Origin of the sequence: Mucilaginibacter psychrotolerans (assembly GCF_004519315.1) — a bacterium.
In the GTDB taxonomy this organism is placed as follows: Bacteria; Bacteroidota; Bacteroidia; order Sphingobacteriales; family Sphingobacteriaceae; genus Mucilaginibacter; species Mucilaginibacter psychrotolerans.
The window spans coordinates 1-15,997 of sequence record NZ_SOZE01000006.1 but is presented as its reverse complement, the minus strand read 5'-3'; the positions used below and the strand labels follow the sequence as shown (position 1 = coordinate 15,997).

The 15,997-nt window shown below is 46.9% G+C and carries 13 protein-coding genes; 6 read left to right on the top strand and 7 right to left on the bottom strand.

Annotated features, from left to right (window positions below):
* Positions 1-2 precede the first annotated feature (2 nt).
* From purQ to E2R66_RS08080, 3 genes are all read right to left on the bottom strand, one after another.
* Positions 3-695: a phosphoribosylformylglycinamidine synthase subunit PurQ gene (gene purQ, locus E2R66_RS08090; RefSeq protein ID WP_133228550.1), complete on the bottom strand. Its 693-nt coding sequence runs from the start codon at positions 693-695 to the stop codon at positions 3-5.
* A gap of 45 nt (positions 696-740) precedes the next feature.
* Entirely contained in the window at positions 741-1,727 is a 987-nt protein-coding gene (locus tag E2R66_RS08085; RefSeq protein WP_133228548.1) for a DUF6427 family protein, read from the bottom strand.
* Positions 1,728-1,856: 129 nt separating this feature from the next.
* Entirely contained in the window at positions 1,857-2,840 is a 984-nt protein-coding gene (locus E2R66_RS08080; RefSeq protein WP_133228546.1) for a glycosyltransferase family protein, read from the bottom strand.
* A 372-nt stretch (positions 2,841-3,212) separates the two neighbouring features.
* On the opposite strand from E2R66_RS08080, the gene E2R66_RS08075 reads away from it, so the two are divergent.
* The 4 genes from E2R66_RS08075 (at position 3,213) to E2R66_RS08060 (ending at position 10,077) form a co-directional block, all read left to right on the top strand.
* Entirely contained in the window at positions 3,213-5,987 is a 2,775-nt protein-coding gene (locus E2R66_RS08075) for a TonB-dependent receptor (RefSeq protein WP_133228543.1), read from the top strand.
* A gap of 5 nt (positions 5,988-5,992) precedes the next feature.
* On the top strand, positions 5,993-7,405 hold the full coding sequence (locus tag E2R66_RS08070) for a hypothetical protein (protein ID WP_133228540.1): 1,413 nt from the start codon (positions 5,993-5,995) through the stop codon (positions 7,403-7,405).
* Positions 7,406-7,468: 63 nt separating this feature from the next.
* On the top strand, positions 7,469-8,647 hold the full coding sequence (locus E2R66_RS08065; protein ID WP_133228538.1) for a metallophosphoesterase family protein: 1,179 nt from the start codon (positions 7,469-7,471) through the stop codon (positions 8,645-8,647).
* Positions 8,648-8,844: 197 nt separating this feature from the next.
* Entirely contained in the window at positions 8,845-10,077 is a 1,233-nt protein-coding gene (locus tag E2R66_RS08060) for an IPT/TIG domain-containing protein (RefSeq protein WP_133228536.1), read from the top strand.
* 78 nt (positions 10,078-10,155) lie between these two features.
* Here E2R66_RS08060 and msrA read toward each other — a convergent pair whose 3' ends face one another.
* The 4 genes from msrA to E2R66_RS08040 all read right to left on the bottom strand — a co-directional run bounded on the left by msrA (position 10,156) and on the right by E2R66_RS08040 (position 13,150).
* Positions 10,156-10,650, bottom strand: coding sequence for a peptide-methionine (S)-S-oxide reductase MsrA (gene msrA / locus E2R66_RS08055; protein WP_133228533.1), 495 nt, complete (start codon positions 10,648-10,650; stop codon positions 10,156-10,158).
* Between the two features lie 198 nt (positions 10,651-10,848).
* On the bottom strand, positions 10,849-11,349 hold the full coding sequence (locus E2R66_RS08050; RefSeq protein WP_133228530.1) for an isoprenylcysteine carboxyl methyltransferase family protein: 501 nt from the start codon (positions 11,347-11,349) through the stop codon (positions 10,849-10,851).
* A gap of 2 nt (positions 11,350-11,351) precedes the next feature.
* Positions 11,352-12,494, bottom strand: a complete 1,143-nt coding sequence (locus tag E2R66_RS08045; RefSeq protein WP_133228528.1) for a type III polyketide synthase — start codon at positions 12,492-12,494, stop codon at positions 11,352-11,354.
* Positions 12,495-12,580: 86 nt separating this feature from the next.
* Positions 12,581-13,150 carry a pentapeptide repeat-containing protein gene (locus E2R66_RS08040; RefSeq protein ID WP_133228525.1) on the bottom strand — a complete coding sequence of 190 codons (570 nt, stop codon included), beginning with the start codon at positions 13,148-13,150 and terminating at the stop codon, positions 12,581-12,583.
* A gap of 540 nt (positions 13,151-13,690) precedes the next feature.
* Between E2R66_RS08040 and E2R66_RS08035 the strand changes: the two genes are divergently transcribed.
* Both E2R66_RS08035 and E2R66_RS08030 read left to right on the top strand, forming a co-directional pair.
* Positions 13,691-15,238: a serine hydrolase gene (locus E2R66_RS08035; protein ID WP_133228522.1), complete on the top strand. Its 1,548-nt coding sequence runs from the start codon at positions 13,691-13,693 to the stop codon at positions 15,236-15,238.
* A gap of 11 nt (positions 15,239-15,249) precedes the next feature.
* Complete coding sequence (locus E2R66_RS08030) at positions 15,250-15,846, top strand: hypothetical protein (RefSeq protein WP_133228519.1); 597 nt, start codon at positions 15,250-15,252, stop codon at positions 15,844-15,846.
* Positions 15,847-15,997: the final 151 nt, after the last annotated feature.

Below are 15,997 nucleotides of genomic sequence, written 5' to 3'. Positions count from 1 at the left end.
TTTTAGGCCTTATCCAATGCCAGTATCGATTCGAATATCGCCAGCCCGTCCTCATTGCCTACCAGGCTTTCAGCAGCACGTTCCGGGTGTGGCATAAAGCCGAACACGTTACGCTCTGCGTTGCAAACGCCGGCAATGTTTTCCAGCGAGCCGTTAGGGTTGCTTTCGTCGGTAATGTTGCCGGCCTCGTCGCAATAACGGAACAGCACCTGGTCGTTATCGTTCAGCGCCTTCAGCACATCAGCATCTGCAAAGTAATTGCCTTCGCCATGGGCTATAGGTATTTTTAAGGCACGCTCCTGATCGAGCTGGCGGGTAACCAGCGAGTTTGCGGTTTGCGGCTTAAGGTAAATATTGCGGCAGATAAATTTGCGGTTTTTATTGTGCAGCAATGCGCCGGGCAGCAGGCCTGCTTCGGCCAATATCTGAAAGCCGTTGCAAATGCCCAGTACTTTGCCGCCTTTTGCGGCAAACTGTATCACTTCCAGCATAATGGGAGAGAAGCGTGCGATAGCGCCCGAGCGCAGGTAATCGCCAAAAGAGAAGCCGCCGGGCAAAACAATGAACTCTGCACCTTGCAAATCATGGTCTTTATGCCACAGCCTAACTACTTGCTGGCCCATTACGTTTTGCAAAACGTGGATGATATCTTCATCGCAATTAGAGCCGGGGAATATTACTACGCCAAATTTCATGCTACAAAACTAACACATCAGTCGAAATTTGAACGAATGTAAAAGTTAAAAAGTGTTAAACTGTAGGTATATTATGCTGATAAGCAGCAGTAAATAGAGGCTTTCGTAAAACCATTTGGTAGTTGCGTTGATGAAATAGTAACTACAGAACACGGCAGCAGGCACGGCGCACAGCAAAAAGTGGTTGATGTTGAACACGCTTTTGATGTAAAAACTGAGTCCTGTGATCAGAAACATCACGAACAGCAGTTGGAACGACTTGCGCACATGCACGTAGCTTTTTAAGAAGTTTTGCTGCAGTTTTACGAAATACAGGCCGATGATGATGATGACCGGGATAAGCACCAGATAATCGAGGTACCGGATGTGGATGCTATTGGGGAATTTGGAACCTAGCGGTGCCCAGATATCGTAAAAACGACCCAGCCTGCCATTGAGATAATATAATACTGCCAAAAAGAAGAACACGGTGATATAGCCCAGTATGCACGAAATCCATTCGCGCCAGTTGAAGGGCTTGAATATCAGGAGCGCTATCCAGATAGCCAGGAACAGGAAGATAAAAGGGAAATAGATAAGCGAGCCTACGGCTACAATCATCCCCAGATCGTAAGCGGTAGATTTGGCATCCTCGCTTTTATAGAAACTGAACAGCTTGAAAAGCATCCAGATGACCAAAAAATTGCAGATAAGCGGCGCGCTCAGCACCATGAACGGAGTAAACAGCGCGGTGAGCGTAACGTACATGAGCGCCGGCAAAAAGCTTGGCTTGCTAAGCAGGTTGAAATGGTTCACCAGGTAATTGAGCAGCACGGCCTGCGCCAGCACCAAAATGCCTGCCAGCATCATGTTTAAGGCCGGCGTAAAAACATACTCGTAAGCTATAGGTATCAGCAGGCGGGCAAAGGACTCTACAAAGGTAAACTCCAGCTTATCCGGCACGTGCACCGTGTAACCGATGCGCAGCACGAAAAGCAGCACGGCAAGCCATAAAACGTTGACAGGATTGTATGCCTTGAAGATCTTGATCATATGCCTTGCGTATGGCGGCAAAAATAGCGCATTGATTTTGGATTTCGGACTTTCGATTTCGGATTTAGATTAGTGGGCTTGCAGTATTTGGCAAATCCGAAATCCCAAATTCGAATTCCGAAATCAAAATCACCTCGCATATTTCTTCACCATATTATCCACTATCTGCGCGGTTTCATCCGGGAAGTTTACGTTGATGCGGGTTGGGTCGGCCAGCCAGGCGTTGATTTGCAAGGGGAACTCATCGGTAATGGTGCTTACCACCTTTACGCCCAGCTTTGATGCAGAGAGCGCATTGCACTGCTGCTCGTACTGGCCTTTCATGGGTATCATCATCACCTTTTTGCCCAAAAACAGGGCTTCGGCGGGGCCCTCAAAACCGCCGCCGGTAAGCAAGCCTGCGCTGCTGGCCAGGCTGTTGTTGAACCCGTCGTTATTCACCGGGAACACCTGTACGTTGCCCTCGCGGTAAGGGCTTTTGGTACGTTTAGAGAATATATGCCATTCGGCATCTGTGCCGCGCAGGTACTTTAGCAGGGTTTTATCGCTATAGGCGGGTAAGTAAACACTGTAGTGGCCCAGGTTGGAGGTCTCCAGGCGGCGGATATCGCTACGGATAACGGGCGTGTGGATGAAATCATCGTACCGCTCAAAGTGGAAGCCAATATGATATGTGGTGGGCGAATAGTATTTAAACAGCCACTCTGCCCAGTCCCAGCTTTTGGGGCGTGGTGTTTTTGGCGACACGAAGGAGCATTGATGGCTCAAAGATACCGAAGGCACCTTTTGCAGGTGGCATGCCCAGGCGGTAACGGGTTCAAAATCGTTAATGACCAGGTCGTAATCGCCCAGAGGGAGGCTGTGCATATCCTTCCAAAGCTGGCGCAGGTTCATGAGCTTGAAGGTGGCCCAATTATCCACCCCGCCATTTTTGCCGAATACGAAGCTGAAGCCATGGAATTTATGCAACAAAGGCTGGCTCAGGCTCACCTCGGCCTCGGTACCGCTCACGATGAGGTCCACCTGGCCGTATTGCTGCAGCAGGGGCACAATTTCGCGGGCGCGACTGATATGCCCATTCCCGGTACCCTGTATGCCGAACAATATTTTCATAAGCGTAGAATTGCGGGCAATTTAGCAAAGAAAAATTTAGGGAAGATTATTAAATGATGAAATGAGGCTAAAGGCATATGGATGTTGTTTTATATACCTACTTAACCGGCGCACCTTGAATTTGATGTGGGTGCTCGTTAGCGTTGGATTAATAGTATCAACTACAGGCTTACAACACATCACCGCTTGTGGTATCAAATTAATGTTAATTAGGTATAAATAAAACACACCGTGTTAATGGGTGTAATGGCCAAAATTTTGCCCCCGTGTTAACTGGGTGTTAAGGTTTAGACAACATATTCAAAATGGCCTAAAATTCAGTTTTGATACAGATTTGTCGGGGTTTCTTTGCGGAATAATTAACCCCCAGATATGAAATACTTTTACTTGTATAACAAGTTTTTGCTCTTCCTTTCCATTGGCTTGCTCATTTCAGCAGCCTCCTTTTCACAATCCATAAAAGGCAAGGTAACTGATGCATCATCCAAGGAAACGCTGGTAGGTGCCAGTATTCTACTCAAAGAAACCGGCAAAAGCCAGGCCGTACAGCTCGATGGCTACTTTGCCTTTAAAAACCTTAGCCCCGGCGTTTATAACTTGCAGTTCCGGTTTGTATCGTATAAAACCAAAGAGCTTAAAGTAACTGTTGAGGCCGGTAGGCAAACTACTTTAAATGTAGCAATGGAGCCCGATACGCGCCAGATGAATGACGTAATCGTTGTAGCCAATGACGCATCTACCGATAAGCGCGCCCGCACATTGGAGCGAAACGCAAACCAGGTGGTAAACATTGTTTCGGCCCGTAATATCGAGATCTCGCCGGATGTTACCGTGGCTAACGTAATGCAAAGAGTTTCGGGTGTAACCATAGAGCGGAGTAGTTCGGGCGAAGGCCGTTATCCCATCATTCGCGGTATGGAGAAACGTTACATCAACACTTTGGTAAATGGCATTAAGATACCTAGCCCTGATAACAAAAACCGTTTCATTCCATTAGACTTGTTCCCGGCCGAATTACTGGAACGCCTGGAGGTAAGCAAAACCCTTACGCCATCAATGGAAGGTGATGCCATTGGCGGTACTATAAACCTGGTGATGAAAGATGCACCCGCCCGTACCTTGTTCCAGGCTAATTTTGCAGCCGGGTACAATGCCGTGTTCAGTGGCGGCCGCGATTTTCAGCAATTCGACAGATCGACTATCAACAAGCGCTCGCCGGCAGAAATTAATGGCAACACCTATGCTGCCACACCGGCCGATTTCCCGGTTAAGAATTTAAACTTTACACCAAAAAGCGCTCCGGTTAACACAAATTTCGGTTTAACCTACGGCGACCGTTTTGGTAAGGATGATAAATTAGGTTTCCTCATCTCCGGTAGTTTCCAAAACAATTATACCGGGAATAACTCCACCTTCTTTTTGCCAAACGCACAGCCAGGCTTAAATAATATCCCGCAATTTATCGAACTGCAATCGCGTAGCTATTCGCAGCAAAGCAGGCGGATAGGGGTTAACAACAAATTCGATTATAAATTCAATAACCGCAACAAAATCTCCCTGGTGAATATATTTGTTAGGTTGGATGATTATCAGAGCCGTCTGATTAGCGATACCATTGCCTTAAACTCATTGGTTAATGCACAGGCCCGCACCAGGTGGCAGTACCAGTCTATCTACAACTCTACCTTGCAGGGTGTACACCAGTTAAATGATGCTTTGAAATTTGATTGGTCGTTAGCATACTCAACTGCTAACAACCATATACCCGACCAGGCCGATTTTACACACGAGTACCCGGTTACCAAAACAGCAAACAGTACCGATATTTTACAAGGTATGACCCGCATCTGGACGCGCAACAGCGATAAGGATTATGCGGCTTACCTAAACTTAACCGATAACTTTAACCTGTTTGGCAAAAAGTTTGAATTGAAATTTGGCGGCGTTGAAAGAAACAAAACCAGGGATGCCTACTACAATTCGTACAGCCTTACGCCCTTTTTAGGTACAGGTACATCGCAAGCCTATACCGATATTAATAGCGCGCAATACGTATTTAAAAGCTCGGGCGCATCGCTTTACGTACCGGATGGTAACACCTACACCTTTAAAGAAAACGTGGTGGCCGGTTATGTACAGGGTAAACTGCAGTTAACCGATAGGTTAGAAGCGTTAGGTGGTTTGCGTGTAGAACACACCCAGCAAAATTACGACACCCAGTTACCCGATGCAGTTGCATACAAATCGGGCAAGATCCACTACACCGACTTCCTGCCAAGTGGTATATTGAAGTACAAATTGAAGGAAAATCAAAATTTAAGGCTATCGTACTACCGGGCTTTAGCAAGGCCGGGCTTTGCAGAACTGATCCCGGACGGACAGCAAGGCGAAGTATTCAAAGAGTCGGGCAATCCGGCAGGTTTAAACCACACTACTGCTGATAATATCGATTTCAGGTACGAGTTGTTCCCGCATGATGCCGACGAAGTGTTAATTGGCGCGTTTTACAAAAAGATCCAGGATCCGATAGAGTTTTCTGCAGTGAAAACAGGCGTTACCTCGCAAACGCTTATTCCGCAAAACTTCGGCGATGCACGCAATTACGGTTTTGAAGCAGTAGCAACCAAGTATTTCGGTCCCTTTGGTATCGTGGGTAACTATACTTATACCAAATCAAAGATCACATCAGATAAACTTTTCTCGTACCGTACCGATGCTGGGCAGGTAACTTCCCGCATCCAGGCAGAAACGCGTCCGCTGCAGGGCCAGAGCAACCATATTGGCAACATTGCACTGGTTTACAAAAATCCTAAAATCGGGCTTGATGTACAAACAGCGTTTGTTTATACCGGTGCACGTATAGCCCTTGTTAGCCCATATTATGGGCTGGATTATTGGCAGGCACCAACCAAACAGCTGGATATATCTGTAGAGAAGCGTTTTGCTAAAAAGTTCTCGTTCTATGGTAAAGTAAACAACCTTACCAATACCCCTTATATCCTGGAGTTGCACCAATCCTATACCGATTATTTAACAGCACCGGGCGCAAGGCCATTATCGTTACAAACAGATGTAAACAACAAGATCATTGTGCAGAAAGACTTGTTTAAAACCAATTTCTTATTCGGCATACGCTATAAATTATAATCATCATGAAAAATAAAATATATCTCCTCCTCGCACTGGTTTCGGCAGGGCTACTGCTAAACTCCTGTAAAAAAATAGCCGATTACAAAGACCTGTCTAAAGCAGTTGTACTTGTAGCTTCGCCCATAAGTGATGCAGGCTGTTTAATACCCACAGGGTCTGCAACATCGTTAGCCGTAAAGGGAACGATGCTTGCAGGCAAAACCTATAACGTATGCGGTAACCTTATTGTAAACGAAGGCGACACCCTAACCGTACAGGAAGGTGTTACAGTTAACTTTAAGGGCAATTATGGTATTGGCGTTAAAGGCAATATGGTAGTTTTAGGCACACAGGCCAAGCCGGTTTATTTTACTTCTCCTGATGTGGTAAAAACCGATCAGATTGGTGCTAATCCCGCTTCAGACCCTGCGTTTGTTGGCAAATGGACCGGTATTATTGGCGGCCCCAACTGCAAAATGCTGATCATTAAATGGGCGCATATCGAGTTTGGCGGCGGAACTCCAAGCGGAGACATTGCTGTATTATCTAAAAGCCCATATCCCATTTATTTTCAAAACCCTTTCGGCATATTTGTTTTAGAAGATTCGTGGATGTATGGCAGCGTAGATGACCCCATCCGTACCATTGGTGGCAAAATAGCCATCCTGCGCAACACTTTTGAAAAATGCGGTTATACCGGTGGCGAGGCATTAAATGCTAAAGCCGGCACCGTTGGCGATTTTGCTTATAACCTTTGTATCGGTATGGCCACCAACGGCCCTAAACTTTCAAACTCCGGCGCACTAACCGGCGTGCCGGGCTCTAACGTGCGCATGTATAATAATACCATTGTAAACTGCGGTTTCAGAAGAGCAGCAGCAGGGCGTGGCGGTTCTATTAACTTTGAGCAAGATGCCGCCGGTATGGCTTACAACAACCTGATGGTGAATTGCAAATTTGGGTTGCGCGTTGTGCAAAACCCAATAGCCGATACGGCCAACCTTAAATATGGTTACAACTTCACCTATGCCGATTCTTTATCTGTAGCTAACCAAATTTATCCATCGTTATCGGTGAGCACAGCTATATCAAAAGCACCGGCAACAGATTTTCCATTGCCATCTTCATTTTTGCCTTCCGGTTGGAAACCCGGCGATGTGTATTCAGCAAATCCAGCGATACTTAAAGCGAACGATCCGCAATTTATCAACGGCCCGGTGCCCTTGCCAACCGGTGCAAGGCTGCGGGATATTGCCACGGTAGGCACCTACAATTTTGCGTTGAAACTGACATCGCCATGTATAGGTAAAGGCTTTACCGGCTTTACACCAAAGGGCGAGGTGCCCGTTGATCCTAAATTTGGGGTAACAGAGTTAACCCCTCCCGGCAGAGATATAGGGGCTTACCAGGTAAATGGTACCGGTAATCAACACTAATTAACCCAAAGCCATAAGGGGTTGAACGCAACACGTTCAACCCCTTTTTTAATATCTACTGATATGGAAAACATAAAACTAACATCAGGGCAATTGCTGCGTTTGTTGTTGTTGCTACTTGTAGCGCAGGCTGCTAGCGCGCAAAAAAAAGAAACGCCAAGGGTAGTAAACATGCTATTTAGTTCTGATGCGCACTACGGTTTAACCAGAGCCTTCCGGGGCGACACGGGGGTAACAGGGCATAGCGTAAACGCTACCATGATAGCGCAGATGAACACCATGCCGGGGATTATTTTGCCGGCCGATTCGGGCGTTAACAGCGGCACAAGGGTAGGGGCGGTAGATTATGTGGTGCAAACGGGTGATATAGCCAACCGTATGGAAGCTGGCGTGCAAATTGCGGCAGCTTCATGGGCGCAATTTGAGCAGGATTACCTGCATGGCCTTAAACTGAGAGGGCATGATAGCAAAAGGGCGCAGGTATTGGTGACGCCGGGCAATCACGATATATCTAACGCGATCGGATACGGAAAGCCGATGACACCGGCTACAGACCCCACCGCTATGGTGAAGATATACAACCTGATGTTGAAACCAAAACAGCCCCTTACAAACGAAACGTATAACTATCATACCCAAAAAGTAGACTACTCGCGAAACATTGGAGGTGTGCATTTCATGTTTTTAACCCTGTGGCCAGATTCCGCCCAGCGTATTTGGATGCAGGCGGACCTCGATACCGTATCGGCCACTACTCCGGTGATCATTTTTACGCACGACCAGCCCACCTGTGAAGCTAAACACTTCACCAACCCGGTTGCACCGTTCACCATGACCCAGGAGAACAAATTCGAAAACCTCACGGAAGAACGTTACAAAGAAGGCTTAGTAGCTACAGCCAACGGCGGCAATACGGCAATAGAGCAAAGGGGATGGGTTGCGTTCCTGAAAAGACATCCTAATATCAAAGCATATTTTCATGGCAACAGCAACTATAACGAGTTTTATACCTATAAGGGGCCGGATGACGATGTTGATTTAAAGGTATTCCGGGTAGATTCTCCCATGAAGGGCAAGTATTCTGCAAAGGATGAAACTAAATTATCGTTCCAATTGATCTCTTTGGATCCCGATAAGCAGATTTTAACGGTGCGTGAATGTTTATGGGATACCGAGCCATTGCTTAAATCTCAAAAAATCAGTTTCGGGGCTACAGCTACCGTGTCGTTAAAGGTGAATTGAGCGTAAGTCTGCTGCGCAGGCATCCCTTGTTTGGGTGTATATTTGTGCTGACTGCGGTAGGGCGCTAAGAACTAAGGCAAAATGCCGGTATGATCCTGCCGGGTTATCATCTTCCTTAAAAATTTTGCCCGCGACAAAAAATCATTTACTTTAGCCTTCATGAATTTCCTAAACCTTAAAAGAGCCATTGCGTGGTAATGGCCGTTTTTGTATCATTCGTATTGTTCGTCTCTTGCTCCAAATCGGGCGAAGGAGATAAACCTGTCGAAACATCAGTCGCAATCACAGCCGTGTCGCCCGCCAGCGGCTTGCCTAATACTGTGGTTACCATTACCGGCAGTAATTTTAATACCGTAACCGCAAATAATATTGTAAAGTTTAATGGGGTAACTGCTTTGGTAAATTCGGTATCGGCGACAGAGCTAGTGGTAACCGTGCCCGAATCGGCAACTACCGGTAAAATTACGCTCAGTAGTAATGGTAAAGACGCAACCTCGGCTGCGGATTTCAAGGTAACCACAGCTACCATAAGCGATTATGTATCGCTTGGAGCCGTTGGCATAGACCAGATTGCATTTGATTATTCGGGCCAGCTATATGGCGAAGACGGGAACAATATTTACACCATCGGCACGGCGGGCGTTAGTTTGCGCCTCCACGTCCCTTCTAACCAGTTCAGGGGGATTGCGGCCGACCGCGCCGGTAACCTTTACGTGGCACCTGGAAGCAATGTAACTAAAATAGCCCCCGACAATACCGTTTCTCTTTTAGCCGGGCAAAGCATTAGCCCGGGCGGCCTAGCCAATGGCACGGGTGCCGAGGCGCGTTTCTCGGGCAACTCTTATGGCATTGCAGCCGATGCGGATGGAAATATTTATTATGCGGATGCGTCATCCATGCGGAAGATAACGCCGCTGGGCGTAGTTACCACCCTTGCAGGCAATTTAACTTTTGATCGTGGTTATGTAGATGGAACAGGCGGCGCGGCCAAATTTGGCGTGATGACACGCTACACTGTTGACCAACCCACAGGCGATATCTATGTGGTAGATTCGGACCATTACTGTATCCGCAAAATAACGAAAGACGGTGTGGTTACTTCAGTAATCGGCAGCACTATAAATGGCCTAACGGATGGCGAAAGTACAAACGCCAGGATTTTTGGTCCGCAATCTTTAGCTACCGATGGGAAAGGAAATGTGTTTTTTAGCGACGCAGATTTTATAGCCCCGCTTTACAAAATCAGGATGATCAATAAATTAGGGCGGGTAAGCACTTTGATAACCGGCACATCGGCTACTACCGCGGTTAATGGGCCCTTAGGCACCGGTACCACAAGCCGCCCCCTAGGCATTGCGTTCGACGCATCGGGCAACTTATTTATCGTTAACTCGGGTGCCCATAAAATAAGCAAAGTAGCCTTTAATTAACCTTTGCTACCTCAAACCAACAATGCCCCAAATCTTCCGATTTAGGGCATTGTTTATCCTAATATATTTCCGGCTGGCTTATTCGCTCAGCGTCCATTCCGGTCGCTCGAAGTGGCAGGTGTAACCGTATGGGTTTTTTTGCAGGTAGTCCTGGTGTTCGGCTTCGGCGTTCCAGAAATCGCCGGCTGGCTCTACTTCAGTCACAATTTTGCCGGGCCATATGCCCGAGGCGTCCATTTCTGCTATCAGTTGAATGGCGGTGTCGCGCTGGGTATCGTCTAGGTAAAAAATTGCGGAGCGGTAAGAGGCACCGATATCGTTCCCCTGCCTGTTGCGGGTGGTAGGGTTATGTATCTGGAAGAAATATTCGAGCAATTTGCGGTATGATATCACGGCCGGGTCGAATATCACTTCGATGCCTTCGGCATGCGTGCCGTGGTTACGGTAAGTAGCGTTGGGCACATCGCCGCCGGTGTAACCTACAACGGTTTTGATAACACCCGGCTGTTGCCTGATGAGTTCTTCTACGCCCCAAAAGCAGCCGCCGGCCAATATGGCTTTTTCAGTATTCATTTTCGTTTTATGGTTAAATCCTAGAACAAACGAATTGTTTGTTGTTCGAAGTTAAAGATTATTTTGCTGTGGGTGAACGCAGAGTGGTCATACGCGGGTAATAAGTTTATGGACGTTTTTGAAGCAACAGGAATGGCAAGCAATTGCCCAACGGCAGATACTATTACGTCATAAAATTCGAGTTCAGACAAAATCCGTTCAATCCTGAACTCCTGTTCCCCATATCCGCTCTTCCTCGCGTATCCTAACCGTTAGCATAACGGCATTCAAAAGCGTGAACACGATAGCCGTAGCATAGAGGTTGAACACGAGTGGTATTACTATTATCTCGCAGATGACGATGAAATAGTTGGGGTGCTTGAAGAGTTTATACGGCCCTTTTTTAACAAAGATGGAATTGGGGATGCGTAATATCTTGGTGTTCCAGTACTTGCCCAGCGAGCCGATGGTCCATATTTTTAACGAGATGAGTACCAGAAAAATCACCAGCATCATCATGTTGAATTCGCCGTTTTGAAGTAAATAATACTCGGCTATCATGCTGATGATGAACAGCGTGTGCAGTGCCACGATGAAGGGGTAATGCGCCTTGCCAAACTCTTCTGCGCCCTGGCTACGCGCCCAGGCCTCGTTGCGTTTGGCTACTACTAATTCTAAAAGGCGCTGAAAAATCACGAAGCCAATAAAGAGGATAAACATATTTAGTTTTTCATATCTAATAAAACCATCTCGCTGCTAAAGCCCGGGCCCATGGCCAACATCAGGCCGTAGCCGTCCTCGTAACCTTCGGTCAGGAATTTTTCCAGTACGTAAAGTACGGTTACGCTACTCATGTTGCCGTTCTCGTTCATTACCTGGCGGGTGTTGTGCAAAAAATCGCCCTCTACTGCCAAGGCATCCGCATAGGCATCCAGCACCTTCTTGCCACCCGGGTGGAACACAAAGTTCTTGATATCGCTTAGCTGCAAATTCTGCTTGGCCAAAAAGGAATCGATATCGCCGCGTATGTTCTCGTGGATGAAGGTAGGGATATCTTTGGAGAAGAGTACCTTAAATCCGGTGTCTTTAAAATCCCAGCCCATTACTTCCAATGAGTCGTAATAAAGCTTGCTGCTGTTTGCGAGGATGTTGATTTTCTTTTCGGTTTGGTGATGATCGCCTTTCACAATAACGGCCGCTACACCATCGCTGAACAGACTACTGCCGATAAAATTGCTTTTGCTGTAATCGTTTTTAATGAGCGTGAGTGAGCATAGCTCCACTGCCACCAACAGCACGATGGCATCGGGGTTTGCCTTGGCCAAGGTATTTGCTTTGGCCATGCCCGATACGCCGCCGCCGCAACCCAGGCCCCAAACGGGTATGCGGTTGATATGCGGATTGAGGCGCATTTTGTTGATGATCAAGGCATCCATACTGGGCGTGGCCAGGCCGGTGGTGGATACGAAGATGAGGTCGGTAATATCATCTTTATTAATGCCGGCTTTTGCTATAACTGCTTCAATAGCTTGTACAGAATATAGCAATGCATTGGTTATATAATCATCATTACGCTGCTCAAATGTGTTCGGTTCGGCGTAATAGGTGATGGGCTTGCAAAAATTACGGGTTACAATCTCCGTGTTGTCGAAAGCGGGCATTAGCCGGTCAACCTGCGGGAAATGCTCAACAAACAGCGCGCGGGCCTGGGCCTTTACATCTTGTTGTTTAACTTTATAGGGGAGGCTTACGCCTGATACTGAAGCTATAGAAGGCATATTAAAGGGGCGTATGATATTGATGTAGTAATAGAATAAAAGGCAAAATTGTTTCTCCAAGACTAAAGTATCCCATAACGATGACATATACGTAAAATACAGTAGCGATGGTTTAGCCAATACGAACAACTAATGCCAACAGTTGCTTGTAAAGCAGCACCCGGCCCGTTTGCCTACCCCTCAATCTTAATATCGTATTTTCCCAAAAGGCCCGGTAAGCCATGCAACGAGAAATGTGCTTTCTTCACCACATTATCGTCAGGGTCGATGCTGAAGTTGTAGGAAGAACGCAAGTCGGCACCTTTTAAAATGGTGCGGCTGAAGAACGCCCGGTGCAAGTTGCAGTTAATGAATTTAGCTTCGGTAAGATCGGCCTCGGTGAGGTCAGTTTCTATCATGGCGCAATCGGTAAACTTTGCTTTCTTGTTCTTTTTTTGAGAGAAGATGGCGTTATCCAGTATGCAACTCTCAAAATTCACCTCGAACAAAAAATCGCGGGCCTTGCCAAAGTTTACGCCGCTTAGCTTACAGCCTTTGAATAGTACATTTTGAAAGCCGGTATTGCCCACGCTGGCCAGCAACAGGTTGCAATCATGGAAGGTGCAGTCAATAAAAACAAGCCCGTCTAATGTGGCGTGATTGAAATCGCAGCCGATGAATTTGCAGTGTTCGTAGGTTTGGGCGGCTTTTAATTGTGCAGCGGGGAGTTTAGTGAACGTTTGGTCTTCGAGGTGGGATTGCATGGAGCAAAGATAAGGGTGGCAATGGGTTTGGCTAAATGGAAGTTCAATTTTATATAGGCAGGGTGATTTCTCCCATTAAGGTGAATTTCTTTTAAATGAAAGTATCGGCTGCTCATTGCCTCAGGGGCTACTTCTTTTTTCTTGATAAAAAATAAGCAAAAAATCAAGTCAGCAGATAGGCTTCTTTGCCGCACGGGCCTTACCCTGCAAAGCGGGCAGAACCACGGGCTGCAAAATCTTGCCCCGCTGTCGCGTCCCGCACGCCCCTCCCTTCTGCAAGTATTGCTATGCCCTTCCCTCCGCACATCCCACCACGTTCTGCCCGTTTTGGTCCGAAGCTTATCTGCTGACTGTAGAAAAAAAAATCAAGTATATCTATAAATCCTAAAAATCAAGGTTCAGACAAAATCTCGCCGCGCTCTGCCCGCTTTCACCCGAATCTCTTCTGCTGACATTCAAAAAATTCAACGGAATCATTTAATCATTTCAATCAGCGGTCCTTTTCCTTATATTTAGCTACTCAACAAAACCATTGTCAAGATGAAGTTCTGCCCAATACTTACCCTTGCTTTTGCGGCCCTGGCGCTAGGCACTGCAAACGCCCAGATGGCTCCGGCAAAGATTGATAGCCTGGCAAACCTCGCGCTTAAAACGTTCGACGTGCCCGGCATTGCCGTAGCTGTGGTGAAGGATGGGAAATTAGTTTATGCCAATGGTTATGGGGTTGCCTCGCTGCGCACACAGAAAAAAGTAGATGCCAATACGCTGTTCGGTATCGCATCAAACAGCAAGGCTTTCACTACCGCCGCAATAGGTATTTTGGTTGATGAAGGCAAACTGAAATTGGACGATAAGGTAACCGACTACATCCCCGAGTTTAAAATGTTCGACCCGTACGTTACGGCAGAGTTCACCATCCGCGATTTGCTTACGCACCGCAGCGGCCTCGGTCTGGGTGCCGGCGATTTGATGATATTTCCCGATTCTACTGATTTTACGGTGAAGGATATCATACACAATCTGCGCTACCTGAAGCCGGTGAGCAGTTTCCGTAGTAAGTTCGATTATGATAACCAATTATACATTGTTGCAGGTGAGGTGATTGCCCGCGTTAGCGGCATGAGCTGGGAAGATTTTATAGAAACCCGCATTATGAAGCCCCTGCAAATGACAGGTAGCTTTGCATCCTACAGCCGCATCAAAAACACCAAAAATTACATCGATGCCCATGCACCAGTTGATGGCAAGGTGGTGGTGATCCCCCGTAATACCAGCGAACCAACCAATGCTGCAGGCGGTATTTACAGCAGTGTGAACGATTTGGCCAAATGGGCCATTATGCAAATGAACGATGGCAAATACGGCGACGATTTGAGCAAGCGTTTATTTAGTAGCAGAATTCACCGCGACATGTGGACTGTACAAACGGTGTTACCTACCGGTCCCGGCGTGTACAATACGCACTTTGCCGGGTACGGACTGGGTTGGTTTTTAAACGATGCAAAAGGCTATTTAAAAGCCAGCCATACCGGCGGGTTAGATGGTATGGTTACGCAGGTAACACTATTCCCGGAGTTGAAACTCGGCATCATTGTGCTCACCAACCAGCAATCGGGTGGAGCGTTTAGTTCTGTTACCAACGAGATTATTGATAGCTACATTGGTGATAGCGGTAAAGACTGGGTAAAACTATACAGCGAGGCCGAAAAGGCGGGCTCGGCGGGCGCAGGCAACGTGGTTGCTGGTGTTTGGAAACAGGTAGAAGAACAAAAAAAAACAGCTATAGATGCAAGTGTTTACGCAGGTACTTACCACGATAACTGGCTTGGCGATGTTACCATCAGCCAAAAAGACGGGCAGCTTTGGTTTGTATCGAAACGTTCTCCGCATTTAACCGGGCAAATGTTCTACTATAAAGGCAGCACTTTCGTTGTAAAATGGAATAAACGCAGTATGGATGCCGATGCCTTCGCCATGTTCACTACCGACGAGAACGGCAAACCTACTGGCCTTAAAATGAAACCCATCAGTCCGGCAACAGATTTTAGCTACGATTTCCAGGATTTGGATTTTGCGAAAACGAAGTAAAGAGTTTGACCATGAAAAAAGTGCTTTCGGTTATATTATTATTCATGTTGGCATGTTTCTTTGCCCAGGCGCAAAGCTTAACTGACGACCAAAAATGGGACAGTCTGATTAGCAGCCTTGAGGCGGAAGACTGGATGCCTGCAAATCAATTGTCACTATCGCTTTTGAACAGCATCCCTGCAGCGGAGCAAAATGGCAATCAGGCGGCCATGCTTAGGTATATGTATATACTTTCCGAATCGGGCTTGATGGATTTAGGGAAGGTTGATAAACCCGAAGCACTCAAGAAGGTGATTGGTTTTGTGGGCAAGCCAATCATGCTGCCAGGGCATCCCGTTTCTGTAAAGCAGGGTTTTAACAGTATTACCAGCACTTCTAACGGGGCCGATACCTTATTTGTTACAGCCGCCAACAAGAAGGCTACATCTATATTTGCGTTTGAATACATCGTACTTAAACAGAAATGGACAGATGCGGACCTCAACGCCAATGCTGGTAAAATATGGCGACTGGGCGGCATACTTAAATCTATCAACGTAGAAGGCAATATGTTTAAACGTTTCAAATTGTTGATAGACGAAGGCACCGCCGAGGAACAGCAACCTTAATTCAGTTTACAGTGGGCGGTTTTTCCGAGCAGACTGCCTATAGAAAGCCGATTTTTTCTGCAAACTGCCCACCGGAAACTGCAAACTGCCCCTACATATTTCTCCTGTACTGCCCCCCAACCTCGTAAAGTGCATGGCTTATTTGCCCAAG

What these genes read in the sequence shown, in the direction of transcription:
- purQ (WP_133228550.1), bottom strand. Translation starts at nt 695, where the DNA reads ATGAAATTTGGCGTAGTAATATTCCCCGGCTCTAATTGCGATGAAGAT.
- E2R66_RS08085 (WP_133228548.1), bottom strand. Translation starts at nt 1,727, where the DNA reads ATGATCAAGATCTTCAAGGCATACAATCCTGTCAACGTTTTATGGCTT.
- E2R66_RS08080 (WP_133228546.1), bottom strand. Translation starts at nt 2,840, where the DNA reads ATGAAAATATTGTTCGGCATACAGGGTACCGGGAATGGGCATATCAGT.
- E2R66_RS08075 (WP_133228543.1), top strand. Translation starts at nt 3,213, where the DNA reads ATGAAATACTTTTACTTGTATAACAAGTTTTTGCTCTTCCTTTCCATT.
- E2R66_RS08070 (WP_133228540.1), top strand. Translation starts at nt 5,993, where the DNA reads ATGAAAAATAAAATATATCTCCTCCTCGCACTGGTTTCGGCAGGGCTA.
- E2R66_RS08065 (WP_133228538.1), top strand. Translation starts at nt 7,469, where the DNA reads ATGGAAAACATAAAACTAACATCAGGGCAATTGCTGCGTTTGTTGTTG.
- E2R66_RS08060 (WP_133228536.1), top strand. Translation starts at nt 8,845, where the DNA reads ATGGCCGTTTTTGTATCATTCGTATTGTTCGTCTCTTGCTCCAAATCG.
- msrA (WP_133228533.1), bottom strand. Translation starts at nt 10,650, where the DNA reads ATGAATACTGAAAAAGCCATATTGGCCGGCGGCTGCTTTTGGGGCGTA.
- E2R66_RS08050 (WP_133228530.1), bottom strand. Translation starts at nt 11,349, where the DNA reads ATGTTTATCCTCTTTATTGGCTTCGTGATTTTTCAGCGCCTTTTAGAA.
- E2R66_RS08045 (WP_133228528.1), bottom strand. Translation starts at nt 12,494, where the DNA reads ATGTCATCGTTATGGGATACTTTAGTCTTGGAGAAACAATTTTGCCTT.
- E2R66_RS08040 (WP_133228525.1), bottom strand. Translation starts at nt 13,150, where the DNA reads ATGCAATCCCACCTCGAAGACCAAACGTTCACTAAACTCCCCGCTGCA.
- E2R66_RS08035 (WP_133228522.1), top strand. Translation starts at nt 13,691, where the DNA reads ATGAAGTTCTGCCCAATACTTACCCTTGCTTTTGCGGCCCTGGCGCTA.
- E2R66_RS08030 (WP_133228519.1), top strand. Translation starts at nt 15,250, where the DNA reads ATGAAAAAAGTGCTTTCGGTTATATTATTATTCATGTTGGCATGTTTC.